General features: G+C 75.2%; 14 protein-coding genes. 5 read left to right on the top strand and 9 right to left on the bottom strand.

Translation table 11 applies throughout. From position 1 onward, the window contains the following. Window positions 1–34: 34 nt before the first annotated feature. From hemQ to hemE, 3 genes are read right to left on the bottom strand one after another with little or no spacing between them, the layout of a single operon-like run. On the bottom strand, window positions 35–751 hold the full coding sequence (hemQ, locus tag ACI798_RS02950; protein WP_456939819.1) for a hydrogen peroxide-dependent heme synthase: 717 nt from the start codon (window positions 749–751) through the stop codon (window positions 35–37). A 45-nt stretch (window positions 752–796) separates the two neighbouring features. After that, complete coding sequence (hemG, locus tag ACI798_RS02945; RefSeq protein ID WP_457047187.1) at window positions 797–2,188, bottom strand: protoporphyrinogen oxidase; 1,392 nt, start codon at window positions 2,186–2,188, stop codon at window positions 797–799. Then, the gene (gene hemE / locus ACI798_RS02940) at window positions 2,188–3,243 is read right to left on the bottom strand and encodes a uroporphyrinogen decarboxylase (RefSeq protein WP_456939817.1); all 1,056 of its coding nucleotides are present in this window, start codon (window positions 3,241–3,243) and stop codon (window positions 2,188–2,190) included. The genes hemG and hemE overlap by 1 nt, the downstream gene beginning before the upstream one ends. A 76-nt stretch (window positions 3,244–3,319) precedes the next feature. On the opposite strand from hemE, the gene ACI798_RS02935 reads away from it, so the two are divergent. Continuing rightward, entirely contained in the window at window positions 3,320–3,949 is a 630-nt protein-coding gene (locus ACI798_RS02935; protein WP_457047186.1) for a DUF3000 domain-containing protein, read from the top strand. A gap of 225 nt (window positions 3,950–4,174) precedes the next feature. After that, entirely contained in the window at window positions 4,175–5,362 is a 1,188-nt protein-coding gene (locus ACI798_RS02930; protein WP_457047185.1) for a ribonuclease D, read from the top strand. Between the two features lie 68 nt (window positions 5,363–5,430). Here the strand turns inward: ACI798_RS02930 and ACI798_RS02925 are convergent, their stop codons facing one another. From ACI798_RS02925 to ACI798_RS02915, 3 genes are all read right to left on the bottom strand, one after another. Continuing rightward, on the bottom strand, window positions 5,431–6,717 hold the full coding sequence (locus ACI798_RS02925; protein ID WP_457047184.1) for a sugar ABC transporter permease: 1,287 nt from the start codon (window positions 6,715–6,717) through the stop codon (window positions 5,431–5,433). 3 nt (window positions 6,718–6,720) lie between these two features. Further along, on the bottom strand, window positions 6,721–7,527 hold the full coding sequence (locus ACI798_RS02920) for an ATP-binding cassette domain-containing protein (protein ID WP_456939813.1): 807 nt from the start codon (window positions 7,525–7,527) through the stop codon (window positions 6,721–6,723). 83 nt (window positions 7,528–7,610) lie between these two features. Further along, window positions 7,611–8,717, bottom strand: coding sequence for a sugar ABC transporter substrate-binding protein (locus ACI798_RS02915; protein ID WP_457047183.1), 1,107 nt, complete (start codon window positions 8,715–8,717; stop codon window positions 7,611–7,613). A 241-nt stretch (window positions 8,718–8,958) separates the two neighbouring features. Here ACI798_RS02915 and ACI798_RS02910 point away from each other — a divergent pair, with 241 nt between their 5' ends. Beyond that, window positions 8,959–10,164, top strand: a complete 1,206-nt coding sequence (locus tag ACI798_RS02910) for a thiolase family protein (RefSeq protein WP_457047182.1) — start codon at window positions 8,959–8,961, stop codon at window positions 10,162–10,164. Between the two features lie 73 nt (window positions 10,165–10,237). Continuing rightward, entirely contained in the window at window positions 10,238–12,322 is a 2,085-nt protein-coding gene (locus ACI798_RS02905) for a 3-hydroxyacyl-CoA dehydrogenase NAD-binding domain-containing protein (RefSeq protein ID WP_457047181.1), read from the top strand. A gap of 192 nt (window positions 12,323–12,514) precedes the next feature. Here the strand turns inward: ACI798_RS02905 and dxs are convergent, their stop codons facing one another. Next, entirely contained in the window at window positions 12,515–14,431 is a 1,917-nt protein-coding gene (dxs, locus tag ACI798_RS02900) for a 1-deoxy-D-xylulose-5-phosphate synthase (protein WP_456939809.1), read from the bottom strand. A 215-nt stretch (window positions 14,432–14,646) separates the two neighbouring features. Here dxs and ACI798_RS02895 point away from each other — a divergent pair, with 215 nt between their 5' ends. Further along, entirely contained in the window at window positions 14,647–15,831 is a 1,185-nt protein-coding gene (locus tag ACI798_RS02895) for an ROK family protein (RefSeq protein ID WP_456939808.1), read from the top strand. A 45-nt stretch (window positions 15,832–15,876) separates the two neighbouring features. On the opposite strand, the gene ACI798_RS02890 is transcribed toward ACI798_RS02895, so the two are convergent. Together ACI798_RS02890 and ACI798_RS02885 are read right to left on the bottom strand one after the other, a co-directional pair. Continuing rightward, on the bottom strand, window positions 15,877–16,254 hold the full coding sequence (locus ACI798_RS02890; protein ID WP_456939807.1) for a hypothetical protein: 378 nt from the start codon (window positions 16,252–16,254) through the stop codon (window positions 15,877–15,879). 129 nt (window positions 16,255–16,383) lie between these two features. Next, window positions 16,384–16,611: a DUF4177 domain-containing protein gene (locus ACI798_RS02885; RefSeq protein WP_456939806.1), complete on the bottom strand. Its 228-nt coding sequence runs from the start codon at window positions 16,609–16,611 to the stop codon at window positions 16,384–16,386. Between the last annotated feature and the right edge of the window lie 21 nt (window positions 16,612–16,632).

Below are 16,632 nucleotides of genomic sequence, written 5' to 3'. Positions count from 1 at the left end.
GGCCCGGGTGCCCGCCCTCAGGCGCATCCCGGCGTCAGGCCAGGTCGCGGACCAGCTCGGCGACCGGCTTGCGCATGCCGGTGTAGAACGGCACCTCCTCGCGCACGTGCCGGCGGGCGCGGCTGGCGCGCAGGTCGCGCATGAGGTCGACGATGCGGTGCAGCTCGTCGGCCTCGAAGGCGAGCATCCACTCGTAGTCGCCCAGGCCGAACGAGGCGACGGTGTTGGCCCGCACGTCCGGGTAGGGCCGGGCCTGCATGCCGTGCTCCTTGAGCATGTCCCGCCGCTCCTCGTCGGGCAGCAGGTACCACTCGTAGGACCGCACGAACGGGTAGACGCAGACGTAGCGCCGCGGCTCCTCGTCGGCCAGGAACGCCGGGATGTGGCTGCGGTTGAACTCCGCCGGGCGGTGCAGCGCCATCTGGGACCACACCGGCTCCAGCGAGCGGCCGAGCTCGGTGCGGCGGAGCCGGGTGTAGGCCTCCTGCAGCGCCTCCGGGGTCTCGGCGTGCCACCAGACCATGAGGTCGGCGTCGGCGCGCAGGCCCGCGAGGTCGTAGGTGCCGCGGACGACGACGCCCTTGCCCGCCAGCTCCTCGAACAGCCCGGTGACCTCGTCGGCGGCGGCGGTGCGCCGGTCGTCGGCCAGCGGCCGGGCGAGCCGGAACACCGACCACATCGTGTAGCGGATGAGGGCGTTGAGCTCGTTGGCCCGCTTGCCGACGCTCTTGGTCTCCGTCTGCTCGCTCATGCCCCCATTGTCGCGCGGCCGGTCAGGAGCCGGCCGCGACGGCACTCACACCAGTGCCTCGACGGCCCGGCGCGCGCCGCGGATGCAGGCCGGCACGCCGACGCCGTCGTAGGCCGCGCCCGCGACCGCCAGCCCCGGCACTGCGGCGACGGCGTCGCGCACCGCCACCACCCGCTGCGGGTGGCCGACCAGGTACTGCGGCAGCCCGCCGCCCCAGCGCACCAGCCGCGCCTCCACCGGCTCCCGGCGCTCGAGGCCGAGCAGGTCGGCGACGTCGGCGACCACGGCGGCGGTCAGGTCGTCGTCGTCGCGCTGCAGCTGCACCTCGTCGCCGTAGCGGCCCACCGACGCGCGCACCCGCAGCAGCCCGTCGCCGGACAGGTGCGGCCACTTCGACGACGACACCGTCACGCCCTTGACCAGCCGCCCGGTCACCGGCGGGACGAGCAGTCCCGACCCGGCGTCGACCGGCTGGGCGGGGAACGCCATCGCGACCACGGCCATCGAGGCGTACGGGATGCCGCGCAGCGGCTCGACGGCGTCCGGCGCCACCCCGGCCAGCAGCCGCGCGGACTTCCCGGCCGGCGCGGTGACGATCACGGCGTCGGCCGCCAGCACCTCGGGCGCGGCGGTGGGCCCGACCGCCACCTCCAGCCGGCCGCCGGCGCGGCGGATCGCGTGCGCCGGCGTCCGCAGCCGCACCTGCGCGCCCGACGCCGCCACCAGTGCGGCGGGCAGCGCCCCGATCCCGTCGGCGACGGTGACGAAGACCGGCCCGTCGGCGTCGCCGCGGCTGCGGGCGCCGGCGTCCCGGGCGGCGACGGCCGCGGCCAGGACCGAGTCGGCGCGGGCGAGCTGCGCGGCCAGCGCCGGCATGGTCGCGGCCAGCGAGAGGTCGTCGGGGCGGCCGGCGTAGACGCCGCCGAGCAGCGGCTCGACCAGCCGGTCGACCACCTCGTCGCCCAGCCGCGCGCGCAGCAGCCCGCCGACGGAGACGTCGCCCTCCAGGCGCAGCGGCGGCAGCTCGGCCTCCGCGCGCACCCGGGCGACGCCGTCGGGGGTGAGCACGCCGGCCAGCCCGTCGGCCGACGTGGGCACACCCTGCACGGTGCCCGCCGGCAGCGGGTGGCGGCCGTCGGGGAGCACGATCGACGCCTGCGTGGTGCGCGGCGCGACCAGCCGGTCGGCCAGGCCCAGGTCCCCGACCAGTTCGACCGCCTCCGGCACGCGCGCCAGCACCGCCTCGGGCCCGGTGTCGTACCAGACGCCGGCGAGCTCGACCCGGTCGAGCTTGCCGCCGATCCGCCCGCCGGCCTCCACGACGACGACCTCGTCGCCGGGCCGCCGCCGGCGCCACTCGAACGCCGCGGTGAGCCCGGCGATGCCGGCCCCGACGACGACGACGCGGGCTGCCGGGGTGGCGGGGCGGGACGACATCACCGCGCCGTGAGCTCGTGCACCAGCTCGACGACGTGGGTGAGCACGCCGGGGTCGGTCTCGGGCAGCACGCCGTGGCCGAGGTTGAACACGTGCCCGCGGGCGGCGCGGCCCTGCTCGACGACGCGGCGGACCTCGCGGTCGACGGTCTCCCGGTCGGCCAGCAGCACGGCCGGGTCGAGGTTGCCCTGCAGGGAGCGCTGCGGCCCGACCCGGCGGGCGGCCTCGTCCAGCGGCACCCGCCAGTCGACGCCGACCACGTCGGCCCCGGCGTCGCCGATGAGCGCGAGGAGCTCGCCGGTGCCGACGCCGAAGTGGACGCGCGGCACGTCCCGGTCGCCGAGCCCGTCGAAGACCGCGCGCGAGTGCGGCAGGACCCGGGTGCCGTAGTCGGCGGCGGACAGCACGCCGGCCCAGGAGTCGAACAGCTGCACCGCGGACGCGCCGTTGTCGACCTGCACCCGCAGGAACGTGGCCGCCGAGACCGCCAGCCGGTCCAGCAGCCGGGTCCACGCCTCCGGCTCGGCGTACATGAAGGCCTTGGTGCGGGCGTGCTCCTTCGACGGGCCGCCCTCGATCAGGTAGGTCGCCAGCGTGAACGGCGCCCCGGCGAAGCCGATCAGCGGCGTCGGGCCGAGCTCGGCGACCAGCCGGCGCACCGCCGTCGCGAGGAACTCCAGCCGGTCGGGCTCGAGGTCGGGCAGCGCGTCGACGTCGGCGACGGTGCGCACCGGGCTGGCCACCACCGGCCCGACGCCGGGCTTGATCTCGACGTCCACCCCGGCCACCACCAGCGGCAGCACGATGTCGGAGAAGAGGATCGCGGCGTCCACGCCGTGCCGGCGGACCGGCTGCAGGGTGATCTCGGTGACCAGGTCGGGGTCCTGGCAGGCCTCGAGCATCGCGGTCCCGGCGCGCAGCGCCCGGTACTCCGGCAGCGACCGGCCGGCCTGCCGCATGAACCACACCGGCGTCCGGCCGACGGGGAGGCCGCGGGCGGCCCGCACGAGGTCCGAGTCGGCGGGGGACGGCGGGACGGCGGCTGCGGTGCTCACGACGCCCGATCCTCCCAGACCCCGCAGCGGCGGCGCGTCCGAGACAGACCGGGCCCGTGGCCCCTACCCTGCGAGCGTGGAGCCACACAGCCTGCCCGGGGACGGGGCCGGTGCGCGTGCGGGCTCCGGCGACGACCGGCCGGCCGCCTTCGTCGCGGGGCTGGAGTCCCTGGCGGCGGTGCGGGTGCGCCCCGAGGTCGTCCTCGAGACGATCCCGCCGCCGCAGCGCCTCGCGCCGTACGCGCACGCGCTGGCCGCGCGGGTCGTCGAGGGCGAGGGCGACGACGAGGTCGAGGTCGCCGTCGCCCGGTTCATCGTGCTGTACGACCCCGAGGGCCACGAGGCCTGGGACGGCACCACGCGCTGCGTCGGGTACCTGTCGGCGAGCACCGACGAGCACATGGTCGACGACGCGATGTTCTCCGAGGTCGCCTGGAGCTGGCTGACCGACGCCCTCCAGGAGTCCGGCGCGGCCTCGCACGCGCTCGGCGGCACCGTCACCCGCACCGCCTCGACCCGCTTCGGTGACCTCGCCGGTCCCGAGCACACGGTCGACGTCGAGCTCCGCGCCTCGTGGACCGCCGAGGACACCGCGATGGGCCGCCACCTCGACGCCTGGCTGCAGGTGCTCGCCAACGCGGCCGGGCTCCCGCCGCCGGGCGTCGCCCTGCTCGGTCCGTCCGGTCCGGTCCCCGGGACGCCCTGACCGCCCGCCCCCTGACCGGCGGGTCTCCCGCGGTCTCTACCATCGGAACCGACGGGACGCACTCCCCCGGGTCCGCGCCGCTCGGCCTGCACGCCCGGGAGCCGGCGGGACCGGTGGCGCGCACGGACGGGACGGCGGGTAGGTGGACGGCAACTGAGCACCGAGCCCCTCCCCCTCGACGGCCTGGAGACCGCCCCGGAGTCCGCTCCGGAGGCGCCCGCCCCGGTGCCCCTGCTGGCCCCGCGCGACGGGCTCCCGCCGGTCATCGACACCCCCGACGCGCTCGCCCGTTACGCCGACGCCCTGCACGCGGGCACCGGCCCGGTCGCCGTCGACGCCGAGCGGGCCTCCGGCTACCGCTACGGGCAGCGCGCCTACCTGGTCCAGCTGCGCCGCGCCGGCGCCGGCACCGGGCTGGTCGACCCCGTCCCGCTCGGGGACCTGTCCGCGATCCAGGACGCGATCGCCGACGCTGAGTGGGTGCTGCACGCCGCGAACCAGGACCTGCCGTGCCTGGCCGAGATCGGCATGGTCCCGAGCCGGGTGTTCGACACCGAGCTGGCCGCCCGCCTCGCCGGGCTGCCGCGGGTGGGGCTGGCCGCCGTCGTCGAGTCGCTGCTCGGGTACTCGCTGGTCAAGGGCCACTCGGCCGCCGACTGGAGCACCCGCCCGCTGCCCGAGGAGTGGCTGGTCTACGCCGCGCTCGACGTCGAGGTGCTCGTCGACCTCCGCGACGCGCTCGCCGCGCTGCTCGAGGAGCAGGGCAAGACCGAGTGGGCGCGGCAGGAGTTCGCCGCCGTCCTCGCCGCCGGGCCGCCGGCGCCGCGGCAGGACCCGTGGCGGCGCACCTCCGGCGTGCACGGACTGCGCAACCGCCGTCAGCTCGGCATGCTCCGCTCGCTGTGGGAGGCCCGCGACGACCTGGCCCGCCGGCGCGACGTCGCCCCCGGCCGGGTGCTGCCCGACGCCGCGATGGTCGCCGCCGTCCAGGCCGATCCGGGGAGCGAGGCCGCGCTGCTGGAGCTGCCGGTCTTCCGCGGCCGGGCCAACCGCCGGCTGGTGGGCACCTGGTTCGGGGCGCTGGCCCGCGGCCGGGCGCTGCCCGAGGCCGAGCTCCCGCCGCACAGCCGTCCCGGTGACGGGCCGCCCCCGGTCAACCGCTGGGCCGACCGCGACCCCGCTGCGGCCACCCGGCTGCAGACCGCGCGCAAGGCCCTCGCCGCCCTGTCGGAGGAGCTCAGCGTGCCGGTGGAGAACCTCCTCTCCCCCGACCTGGTGCGCCGGCTCATGTGGACCCCGCCCGAGCCGCGCGACGCCGAGACGGTGGCCGCGGCCCTGCGCGCCGGCGGCGCCCGCGAGTGGCAGGTCGGGCTCACCCGCGACCTGCTCACCGACGCGCTCTCCCGCGCCTGAACCCCTGTGACGACGGAGGGGCGGCCCCGGCGTGAGCCGGGACCGCCCCTCCGCGTGCGTTCGCGAGGCTAGTGCCCCGTGGCCGCGGCCCGCCGGCGGGCCAGCGCGTCGACGCTGGCGGCCAGCAGGAGGACTCCACCGGTGATGATGAAGTTCAGGTAGGCCTCGGTGCCCAGCAGGCCCAGGCCGTTGGCGATGATCGCCACGACCAGGCCACCGAGGACGGCGTCGCGCACCCGCCCCCGGCCACCGAAGAGGCTGGTGCCACCGATGACCGCGGCGCCGACGGCGTAGAGCAGCGTGTTGCCGCCGCCGGAGCCCGGCGCCACGGAGCCGAGGCGGGCGGCCGCGACGATGCCGCTGATCGCGGCCAGCGTGGAGCCGATCACGAAGACGCTCACGCGGATCTTCGTGACGTTGATGCCGGCGCGCCGGGACGCCTCCGCGTTGCCGCCGACCGCGTAGACGTGCCGGCCGAAGCCCGTCCGGCCGAGCACGAAGGTCAGGACCAGCAGCAGGATGACCACGAGCGGGATGGCGTACGGGATGCCGGCCAGCACCACACCGGGAGCCGGGGCGCGGTCGACGCTCAGCACCGCCGTCACCAGGACGACGACCGCGGCGATCACGCCGATCCGGACGAGCACCACCGCCAGCGGGGCGTGCGCCAGGTTCCTGGCCCGCTGGACGCGGAACCGGTTGAGCTGCAGCGCGGCGTACACGGCGATGGTCAGCAGGGCGAGGACCCAGCCGAGCACGACCGGCACGTTCTTGTCGCTGATCGCCGAGATCACCGGGTCGCGCACCGGCACCGTGCCGCCCTCGCCGATGAGCCGCAGGGTGAAGCCCTGCCAGCCCAGGAACAGCGCGAGGGTGACGACGAACGACGGGATGCCGACCAGCCCGACGAGGCTGCCGGTGAACAGGCCGATGACCACGCCGGTGGCGATCGCCGCCAGGACCGCGACCCACCACGGCGACCCGGCGTCGGCGAGCAGCTTGGCCATGACCGCGGCGCAGACGCCGCTGACCACACCGGCGGACAGGTCGATCTCACCCAGCAGCAGGATGAAGACCAGGCCCATCGCCAGGATGATGATCGGCGCGGCCTGGTCGGCCAGGTTGGCCATGTTCCGCGGGGTCAGGAACGTCTCCGGCCGCAGCGCGAAGAACAGCAGCCCGAGGACGACGATGCCGAGGACGGCCGGCAGCGCCCCGAGGTCACCGCCGCGGACGCGGTCGAGGTAGGCCCGGACGGTCGCGCCGAGGGTGTCCGCGCCGCGGTCGGCCTCGAAGCCCGACGGGGCCCCGCCCGGCTCCTGCGAGCTGGTCGGCTTGGAGATGGTGCTGGACACGGGTCAGACCTCCACGGCCGCGGCGTCGGCGGGTGCGATGCCCAGGTTGCCCGACCGGCCCGCCGTGATGAGCTCGATCACCTGGGGGCGGTCGACCTGCGAGATCGGCACGTCGGCCGCCATCCGGCCCAGGTACAGGGCGGCGACGCGGTCGGCCACCTCGAAGACGTCGACCATGTTGTGGCTGATGAAGACCACGGCGTGGCCGGTGTCGGCCAGCCGCCGGACCAGGTCGAGCACCTGCCGGGTCTGCGCGACGCCGAGGGCGGCGGTCGGCTCGTCGAGGATGACGAGCTTGGACTCCCAGAGCACGGCCTTGGCGATGGCGACCGTCTGGCGCTGACCGCCGGAGAGGCTGGAGACCAGTTGGCGCACGGACTTGAGGGTCCGGACGGAGAGCTTGCTGAGGGTCTCCCGGGCGGCGACCTCCATGGACGTCTCGTCGAGGAGCATGCCGCTCTTGCGCTCGCGCCCGAGGAACATGTTCTGGACGACGTCGAGGTTGTCGGCCAGGGCGAGGTCCTGGTAGACGACCTCGATGCCGAGGGCGGCGGCCTCGCGCGGCCCGCTGACCGTGACCGGCCGGCCCTCGAAGAGGAACTCGCCGGAGTCGATGGCGTGGATGCCGGCGATGGACTTGATGAGCGTGCTCTTGCCCGCCCCGTTGTCGCCGACGAGCGCGGTGACCTGTCCGGGGTAGACCTTCATGTGCACGTCGTGCAGGACCTGGATGGCACCGAAGCTCTTGTTGACGCCGCGGAGTTCCAGGGTGGGGGTGCCGTCCTGGGGACGGTCGGTGGGAGCGGACACACCGGGCCTCTCGTCGCGCTGGTGGGGCTGAGGCAGCAGCCGCCGGGGCGTCCCATCATGGGCGCCCCGGCGGCCGGTGACCACTACGAGATGCCGAGCTCCTGGCACGCGGCGGCGAAGTCGCCGGTGCACAGCTCCTCGGCGCTGACGAACTCGTCGTCCACGACGTCCTTGACGTTGTCGCGGAAGATCGAGACCGGGGTCAGCAGGACCGACGGGACCTCGCGGCCGCCCTCGGTGTCCTCGACGGTGCCGGTGGTCTCGCCCTCCTCGCCGTTGAGCAGCGAGACGGCCAGCTCGGCCAGCGCGTTGGCCTCCTCGCGGACCGACTTGTAGACGGTCATGCACTGGTCGCCGGCGAGGATGTTCTGGAGACCCTCGACGGAGGCGTCCTGGCCGGTGACGTTGGACGCGCCCGCGGCGTTGTTGCGGCCGAGGATCTGGATCACCGAGTTGGCGAGACCGTCGTTGGCCGCGACCACGCCCTGGATGTTGCCGCCGGCCTGGGTGTACATCTGCTCGAAGATCGTCGCGGCCTCCTGGTTGTCCCAGTCGGGCACGGCCTGCTCGGCGACCTGCGTGTACTGCGTCAGCGGGTCGAGCACCTCGTGGGCGCCCGCCGAGAACAGCGTCGCGTTGTTGTCGTCCGGCGAGCCGTTGAGGAACGCGATGTTGCCCTGCGCGACGCCGTTGGCCTCGAGGCACTGCTGCAGGCCCTGGCCCTGCAGACGCCCGACCTCGGTGTTGTCGAAGGAGACGTAGTACTCCGCCGAGCCACCGAGGGTGAGCCGGTCGTAGTCGATCGTCTGGACGCCCTCGGCGGCCGCCTGCTCCTGGATCTGCGCACCGGAGGCCGAGTCGAGGTTGACGATCGCGAGGACGGTGGCGCCCTCGGTGATCATCTGCTCGGCGATGGTCGCCTGCCGCTGGGCGTCGCCCTCGGCGTTCTGGATGTCGTACTCGACGCCGGCCTCCTCGAAGGCCGCCTCGAGGTAGGGGCGGTCGAAGTTCTCCCACCGCACCGAGGACTCGGTGTCGGGGAGGATCACGCCGACCTTGCCGGCGGCCTCGCCGCCACCGCCGCCGCCGCTGCCGCTGTCGCCGCTGTCACCGCTGTCGCTGCCACACGCAGCGAGGCTGAAGACCAGGGCGGCCGCCAGGGCCGTCATCGTGGTGCGCCGTCGCGCCATGGATGGGTCCACCGTTCCGTCGGGAATCTGCAGAAGTGCGGCGGCCAATATGCGCCCCGGGTCACACGGGTGGCAAGCCCGGGTCGGTGGCGTTGCCGGACCGTGACCTCCGTGCGGGTGAGCCTCCCGCACCCCGGTGCCCTCCGGGGAGCGGGTCGCCGTCGCAGCAGCGGTTACCGACCGGTAACTTCACCTGCGCCGTCCCCGTGCCCGGGCCGGCTCCCCCTGCTGCGGAGGTCCCATGTCCCGCTCGCTGCGTGAGGTCGTCTTCGTCGACGGCGTGCGCACCCCCTTCGGCAAGGCCGGCCCGAAGGGCGTCTACGCGGAGACGCGCGCCGACGACCTGGTCGTGCGCGTGATCCGCGAGCTCCTGCGCCGCAACCCGGCGCTGCCGGCCGACCGGGTCGACGAGGTGGCCATCGCCGCCACCACCCAGATCGGCGACCAGGGCCTGACCATCGGCCGCACCGCCGCGCTGCTCGCCGGGCTGCCGAAGTCGGTCCCCGGCTACGCGATCGACCGGATGTGCGCCGGCGCGATGACCGCCGTCACCACCACCGCCTCGGGCATCGCCTTCGGCGCCTACGACGTCGCCATCGCCGGCGGGGTCGAGCACATGGGCCGCCACCCGATGGGCGAGGGCGCCGACCCGAACCCGCGGTTCTTCAGCGAGAAGCTCGTCGACAGCTCGGCGCTGGTCATGGGCTCCACCGCGGAGAACCTGCACGACCGCTTCCCGCACCTGACGAAGGAGCGCGCCGACGCGTTCGCCCTGGCCAGCCAGCAGAAGTACGCCAAGGCCGTCGCCAACGGGCAGATCGGCCCGGAGCTGGTGCCGGTCGCGACCCGCTCGGCCGAGCACGGCTGGGGCCTGGCCACCGCCGACGAGCCCCCGCGGCCGAACACCACCCTCGAGGGCCTGGCGACGCTCAAGACGCCGTTCCGCTCGCACGGGCACGTGACCGCCGGCAACGCCGCGGGCCTCAACGACGGCGCCACCGGCTGCATCCTCGCCGCCGAGGACGTCGCCGCGGAGCTGGGCCTGACCGCCGGCATGCGGCTGGTCGGCTACGGCTTCGCCGGCGTCGAGCCCGAGGTGATGGGCGTCGGGCCGGTCCCCTCGACCGAGCGCGCACTGGCCCGCACCGGCCTGACCATCGGGGACATCGGGCTGTTCGAGCTCAACGAGGCCTTCGCCGTCCAGGTGCTGGCCTTCCTCGACCACTTCGGCATCGCCGACGACGACGAGCGGGTCAACCCCTGGGGCGGTGCCATCGCCGTCGGCCACCCGCTGGCCTCCTCCGGCGTCCGCCTGATGACCCAGCTGTCGCGGCAGTTCGCCGAGCGCCCCGACGTCCGGTACGGCCTGACCGCCATGTGCGTGGGCCTGGGCATGGGCGCCACCGTCATCTGGGAGAACACCGACTGGGAGGGTGCGGCCAAGTGAGCGAGCTCGCGAGCGAACCGATGAGCACAGCACCTGCGGTCACGCAGCCGACGAGCGCCAGCGAGGAGTGCAAGTGACCGCCGTCTTCGAGAACGAGGTCGTGACCACCGCCAGGGTGCGGTACGTGCGGGTGCCGGGCCTGGCCGGCGAGGTCGCTCTGATCACGATCGACAACGGGCACGACCACACCCGGCCGTCCACCTTCGGTCCCGGCGGGCTCGCGTCCCTGGACGCGGCGCTGGACGAGATCGCCGCCCACTCCCCCGCCCCCGTGGCGATCGGCGTGACCGGCAAGCCGTTCGTCTTCGCCGTGGGCGCGGACCTGTCCGGAGTCCCGTCGGTGACCTCCGCCGAGGCCGCGCGCGAGATCGCCGAGACCGGCCACCGGGTGTTCCGGCGGCTCAAGGACGCCGGCGTCCCGACGTTCGCGTTCGTCAACGGCGCGGCGCTCGGCGGCGGCCTGGAGCTGGCGCTGCACTGCACCTACCGGACGATCGCGAGCACCGCCGTCGTCGCCTTCCCCGAGGTCTTCCTCGGGCTGGTGCCCGGCTGGGGCGGCACGCAGCTGCTGCCGGACCTGATCGGCATCGACCCGGCGGTCACCGTGATCGTCGAGAACGCGCTGGCGCAGAACAAGGTCACCTCCGGCCCGCGGGCGGCGAAACTGGGGATCGCCGACGCGCTGTTCGAGCCCGCCGACTTCCTCGAGCGGTCGCTGGAGTGGGCCGCCGCCGTCCTCACCGGCGACGTCACGGTGTCCCGGCCCGAGGTCGACCGGTCCGGCTGGGACGCCGCGATCGAGCGGGCCCGCGGCATCGTGGCCGCGCGCACCCGCAACGCCTCCCCCGGCGCGCTGCGCGCCGTCGAGCTCCTCGACCTGGCCCGCAACGGCGTCGAGGGCGAGGCGTTCACCGCCGGCACCGCCGCCGAGGACCAGGCGCTCACCGACCTGCTCATGAGCGACGAGCTGCGCGCCTCGCTCTACTCGTTCGACCTGGTCAACAAGCGCGCCAAGCGGCCGGCCGGCGCGCCGGACAAGGGCCTGGCGCGGAAGGTCACCAAGGTCGGCGTCGTCGGTGCGGGGCTCATGGCCTCGCAGCTGGCGCTGCTGTTCGTGCGCCGGCTCGAGGTGCCCGTCGTCCTCACCGACGTCGACCAGGCCCGCGTGGACAAGGGCGTCGGCTACGTGCACGGCGAGCTGGAGAAGCTCGCCGCCCGCGGCCGGCTCTCCCCCGACGAGCTGAACCGGCTCACGGGCCTGGTCACCGGCGCGCTGGACAAGGCCGTCTTCGCCGACGCCGACCTCGTCGTCGAGGCCGTGTTCGAGGAGATGTCGGTCAAGCAGCAGGTGTTCGCCGAGGTGGAGGCCGTCGTCTCCCCCGAGTGCGTGCTCGCCACCAACACCTCGGCGCTGTCGGTGACGGAGATGGCCTCCAAGCTCGAGCACCCCGAGCGCGTGGTCGGCCTGCACTTCTTCAACCCGGTGGCGGTCCTGCCGCTGCTGGAGGTCGTGCGCGCCGAGCAGACCGACGACGCGACCCTCGCCACCGCCTTCGCCGTCGGCAAGGCGCTGAAGAAGTCCTGCGTGCTGGTCGCCGACGCCCCGGCGTTCGTCGTCAACCGGTTGCTCACCCGCTTCCTCGGCGAGGTCACCGCGGCCGTCGAGCAGGGCACGCCGGTGGCCGTCGCCGACCGGGCGCTGGACCCGCTGGGCCTGCCGATGACGCCGTTCGAGCTGCTCACGCTGGTCGGCCCGCCGGTCGCCCTGCACGTGGCCGAGCGGATGCACGAGGCCTTCCCCGACCGGTTCGCCGTCGGCGAGGGGCTGCGGAGGATGGTCGAGCTGGGCAAGACCAGCGTCTGGTCCGAGCCCGGCGTCGTCGACCCCGACCTCGCCGGCATCGACGCGGGCGACGCGCCGCTGACCGAGGACGAGGTCCGCGACCGCGCCGTGCGGGCGCTGGCCCAGGAGATCCGGCTGATGCTCGACGAGGGCGTCGTCCAGGCCGTGCAGGACATCGACCTGTGCATGGTGCTGGGCGCCGGCTGGCCGTTCTGGCTCGGTGGGATCTCCGCGTACCTCGACCGCACCGGCGTCTCGGAGAAGGTGACCGGCCAGCGGTTCCTGCCGCGCGGGGTGGCCGGCCTCCCCGCCTGAGGGCGCTGACGACAGACGGCCCGGGCCCCCGCACGGGGCCCGGGCCGTCTGTCGTCTCCGGTGCGGCGCCCGGACCTCGCGCCGTGGTGCCCGACGGGTCAGCGGAACTCGCGGGTGAGGCTCTCGATGGTGCGGTCGACCGAGGCGACCTCGACGTGCGAGGTGCCGCTGGTGAGGACGGGTCTCCTCCGGCTACTGCTGGGCGCCGTCCACGGGCTCGGCGGTCAGCTGCTGCTCGGCCCGCTCGGTGAGCACCGCGGTCCACTCGGCGATCCGGCGGGCGACGTCCTGCTCGGTCAGGCCGCAGTCGGCCAGCACCTGGCCCCGGCTGCCGTGCTCGAGGAACGCCTGCGGCAGGCCCAGCGCGCGCACCGGGACGTCGTGCTGCCGGTCCTGCAGCGCCTGCGACAGCGTCGTGCCGACGCCGCCGGCCCGGCCGCCGTCCTCCACGGTGACGACCAGCCGGTGCGCGGCGGCCATCTCGACGAGCTCGTCGGAGACCGGGAGCACCCAGCGCGGGTCGACCACCGTCACCTCGATGCCGTGGTCGGCGGCCCGCTCCGCGGCGGCCAGGCACATCGGCACCATCGCGCCGACGGCGACCAGCAGCACCTCGCGTTCCCCGCGCCGCAGCACGTCGACCGGGCCGCGCCGCTCCAGGGCCGGGATGTCCAGCGGCGGCGGCCCCTTGGGGAAGCGGACGACGGTCGGCGCGTCGGTGACGGCGACCGCCTCGCGCAGCGCCTCGCGCAGGGTCGGCTCGTCGCGCGGCGCGGCCATGTGCAGCCCCGGCACGACCGAGCAGATCGACATGTCCCACATGCCGTTGTGCGAGGCGCCGTCGGTGCCGGTGACCCCGGCCCGGTCGAGGACGACGGTGACCGGCTGGCGGTGCAGCGCGACGTCCATGAGCAGCTGGTCGAAGGCCCGGTTGAGGAAGGTCGCGTAGACCGCCACGACCGGGTGCAGCCCGCCCATCGCCATGCCGGCCGCGCTGGTGAGCGCGTGCTGCTCGGCGATCCCGACGTCGTAGGTCCGCTCGGGGAAGCGCTCGGCGAAGGCGGCCAGACCGGTCGGGTGCAGCATCGCCGCGGTCACCGCGACGACGTCGGCCCGCTCGGCGCCGATGCGCACCAGCTCGTCGGAGAACGCCGTCGTCCAGTCGCGGGCGACCGCCGGGCTGGCGCCGCTGTCGGGGTCGAAGACGCCGGTGGCGTGCCAGGCGTCGATCTGGTCGGTCTCGGCCGGCGGGTAGCCGAAGCCCTTGGTGGTGACCGCGTGCACGATCACCGGGCGGCCGAACGACCGCGCCCGGCGCAGCGCGGACTCCAGGACCTCGACGTCGTGCCCGTCGACCGGGCCGACGTACTTGAGGCCGAGGTCCTCGAACATGCCCTGCGGCGCCAGGACGTCCTTGACGCCCTTCTTGAGGCCGTGCAGCGCGTCGTAGAGCGCGGAGCCGACGACCGGGGCCTTGTGCAGGGCCTGACGGATGGCCAGCAGCGCCTGCTCGTAGCCCGGCCGCAGCCGCAGGCCCGCCAGCGCGTCGGCGACGCCGCCGATGGTCGGCGAGTAGGAGCGGCCGTTGTCGTTGACGACGATGACCACCGGCCGGTCCTGGGCGGCGGCGATGTTGTTGAGCGCCTCCCAGGCCATACCGCCGGTCAGCGCGCCGTCGCCGACCACGGCGACGACGGGGCGCTTGTCACCGCGGACGGCGAAGGCCTTGGCCAGCCCGTCGGCGTAGGACAGCGCGGTCGAGGCGTGGCTGTTCTCGACCCAGTCGTGCTCGCTCTCGGTGCGGCTCGGGTAGCCCGACAGCCCGCCGCGCTGGCGCAGCCGGTCGAAGCCCTCGACCCGGCCGGTCAGCATCTTGTGCACGTAGGCCTGGTGACCCGTGTCGAACACGATCGGCTCGTGCGGGGACTCGAAGACCCGGTGCAGCGCGATGGTGAGCTCGACGGTGCCGAGGTTCGGCCCGAGGTGGCCGCCGGTGCGGGCGACGCTGGTGACCAGTGCGTCACGGATCTCCGCGGCCAGCGCGGGCAGCTGCTCGGGGGGCAGGGCCCGGAGGTCTGCGGGGTCGCGGAGCGAGCGCAGGAGCGACACGGGGCGGCGGTGTCCTCTCTGTCGGCGGCGGGGCACGGCCCTCCGACGGCCGCCGACCCACTGTAGTCGCGCGGCGGCGCGGACCTCCTGTCGAGCCGGACCCGAGACGGGACGGTTCCGTCACCCTCGACACGCCGCACCCCGCTCACCCGGCCGATGCGGCTCCCTTCCGTCGGTGATTGACAGAACGCGGGCGCGCTCGCACGATGCCCGGCATGGACCCCCGCCCGTGGCTGCCCGATGTCACGGGCCCCTCGCGGCGGCTGGTCGAGGCGCTGCGGGTGAGCGGCCCCTCGACGCGGGCGCAGCTGGTGGAGCGGACCGGGCTCTCCCGCGCCACGGTGTCCGGCTACGTGGCCGACCTCGTCGACCGCGGCCTGGTGGCTCCCGCCGACGACGCGGGGGCGGTCGAGACCGGCGGCCGGCCCGCGCGGCTGGTGCACCTGACCCGGCGGGCCGGTGTCGTCGTCGGGGTCGACATCGGGCGCACCCACGTCCGGGTCGCGGTGGCCGACCTCTCGCACGAGATCGTCGGCGAGGAGACCACCACGCTGCCGGTCGCCGACCTGGACTCCGACGCGGTCCTCGACACCGTGGCGGGACAGGTGCGGGCCGAGCTGCGGCGGGCCGGCGCGTGCACCGAGGACGTCGCCGGCGCGGTGGTCGGCCTGCCGACGCCGGTGGTCGGCCGGGCGGCGAGCGCGCGCGGCACCGTGGCGCGGTCGAACATCCTGCCGACCTGGTCGGGCCGGACGCCGGCGCCGGCGCTGCAGGAGCGGCTCGGCGTCCCGGTCATCGTGGAGAACGACGCCAACCTGGGCGCCGTCGCCGAGGTCCGCTGGGGCGCCGGCCGCGGCTCGCGCGCCACCCTCTACCTGAAGATGGCCACCGGCGTCGGCGGCGCGCTGGTCATCGACGGCGACCTGCTGCGCGGCGTCACCGGCACCGCCGGCGAGATGGGCCACGTGAGCCTGGACCCGACCGGCCCGCTGTGCCGCTGCGGCAACCGCGGCTGCCTGGAGCTCACCGCCGGCGGCACCGCCCTGCTGCGGGCCGTCCAGACCGCCGCCCCCCACTACACCGACCTGCGGTCGCTGGTGGCCGGCGCCCAGGACGGCGACCAGGCCTGCCGGCGGCTGATCGCCGACGCCGGGTCCTCGGTCGGCTTCGTGCTCGGCGGCCTGGTCAACGTGCTCAACCCCGACCGCATCGTCGTCGGCGGCGAGCTGGGCACGGCCGGCGACCTGCTCGTCGACCCGCTGCGGCGGGCGCTCGAGCAGTCCGCCATCCCCGCCGCGGCCGAGCAGCTGACCGTGGTCCCCGGCTCCCTCGGGGCCCGCGCGGAGGTGCTCGGCGCGCTGGCGGTCGCGCTCCGGGAGGCCGACCGGCTGACCGGCTAGGGCCCCGGGGGCCCGCGGACGACGACCGGGCCCCCGGGTGCCGCTCTACAGGCGGGGGACCCAGACTTCGCCGCGCAGCGCCCCGGCGACCACCTCGACGCCGCGCGCCGCCGCGGCCAGCCGCGCGCCCTCCCGCTCGTAGGCGGCGACGGCGGCCTCGATGGCGTCCGGCGGCAGGTGGTCGGCCAGCTCGACGCGCACCGTGCGCCAGCCCGCCCGCGCCGCCTCCAGGCCGGCCGCGACGTGGTCGCCGGCGAACCGCGCGAGCAGCAGCGGGTAGCGGCGCAGCACCGCGTGGGCGCGGTAGTCGGGCGGGACGAGGTCGAACAGCCAGGCCACCGCGGAGCGCTCCCAGTCGGGCGCGCCCGGGGGCCGCACCTGCTCCGGCCAGCCCGGAGGGACGCTCGCACCCACGACCGGCATCCTGCCGCAGGTCGAACACGTGTTCGACCGGGGGCGCGCCGTCGTCACCCGGTCGTGATCACCGACGCCCCCGGCCCCCTGCAGGGTCCCGCCGCGAGCCCGTGAGTGGCGGGGGGCAGGGGGTCCCTCTCAGTCCTTCTGGCGCTTCAGCCAGAACTGCTCGAAGCCCCAGGTGCCCGCGCCGCTGGAGTGGTAGCTGACCAGCTCCCAGCCCTCGCCGCCGAGCCGGTTGAGCACCGAGCTGGTGTCCCCCTGCTGCCGCTCCAGTGAGCCGCCGGGCAGCTTGACGCTCACCCCTGCGCGCTGCGACTCGGTGTCGTTGGCCGTGATGACCGAGGCGTACTCCCAGGTGGTCACGGAGAGCACCGTAACGAAGGC

It is taken from the genome of Geodermatophilus sp. SYSU D01045 (assembly GCF_054050295.1).
Note: the sequence above shows the minus strand (reverse complement) of the source record. Positions and strands in the feature narration are given on the sequence as shown.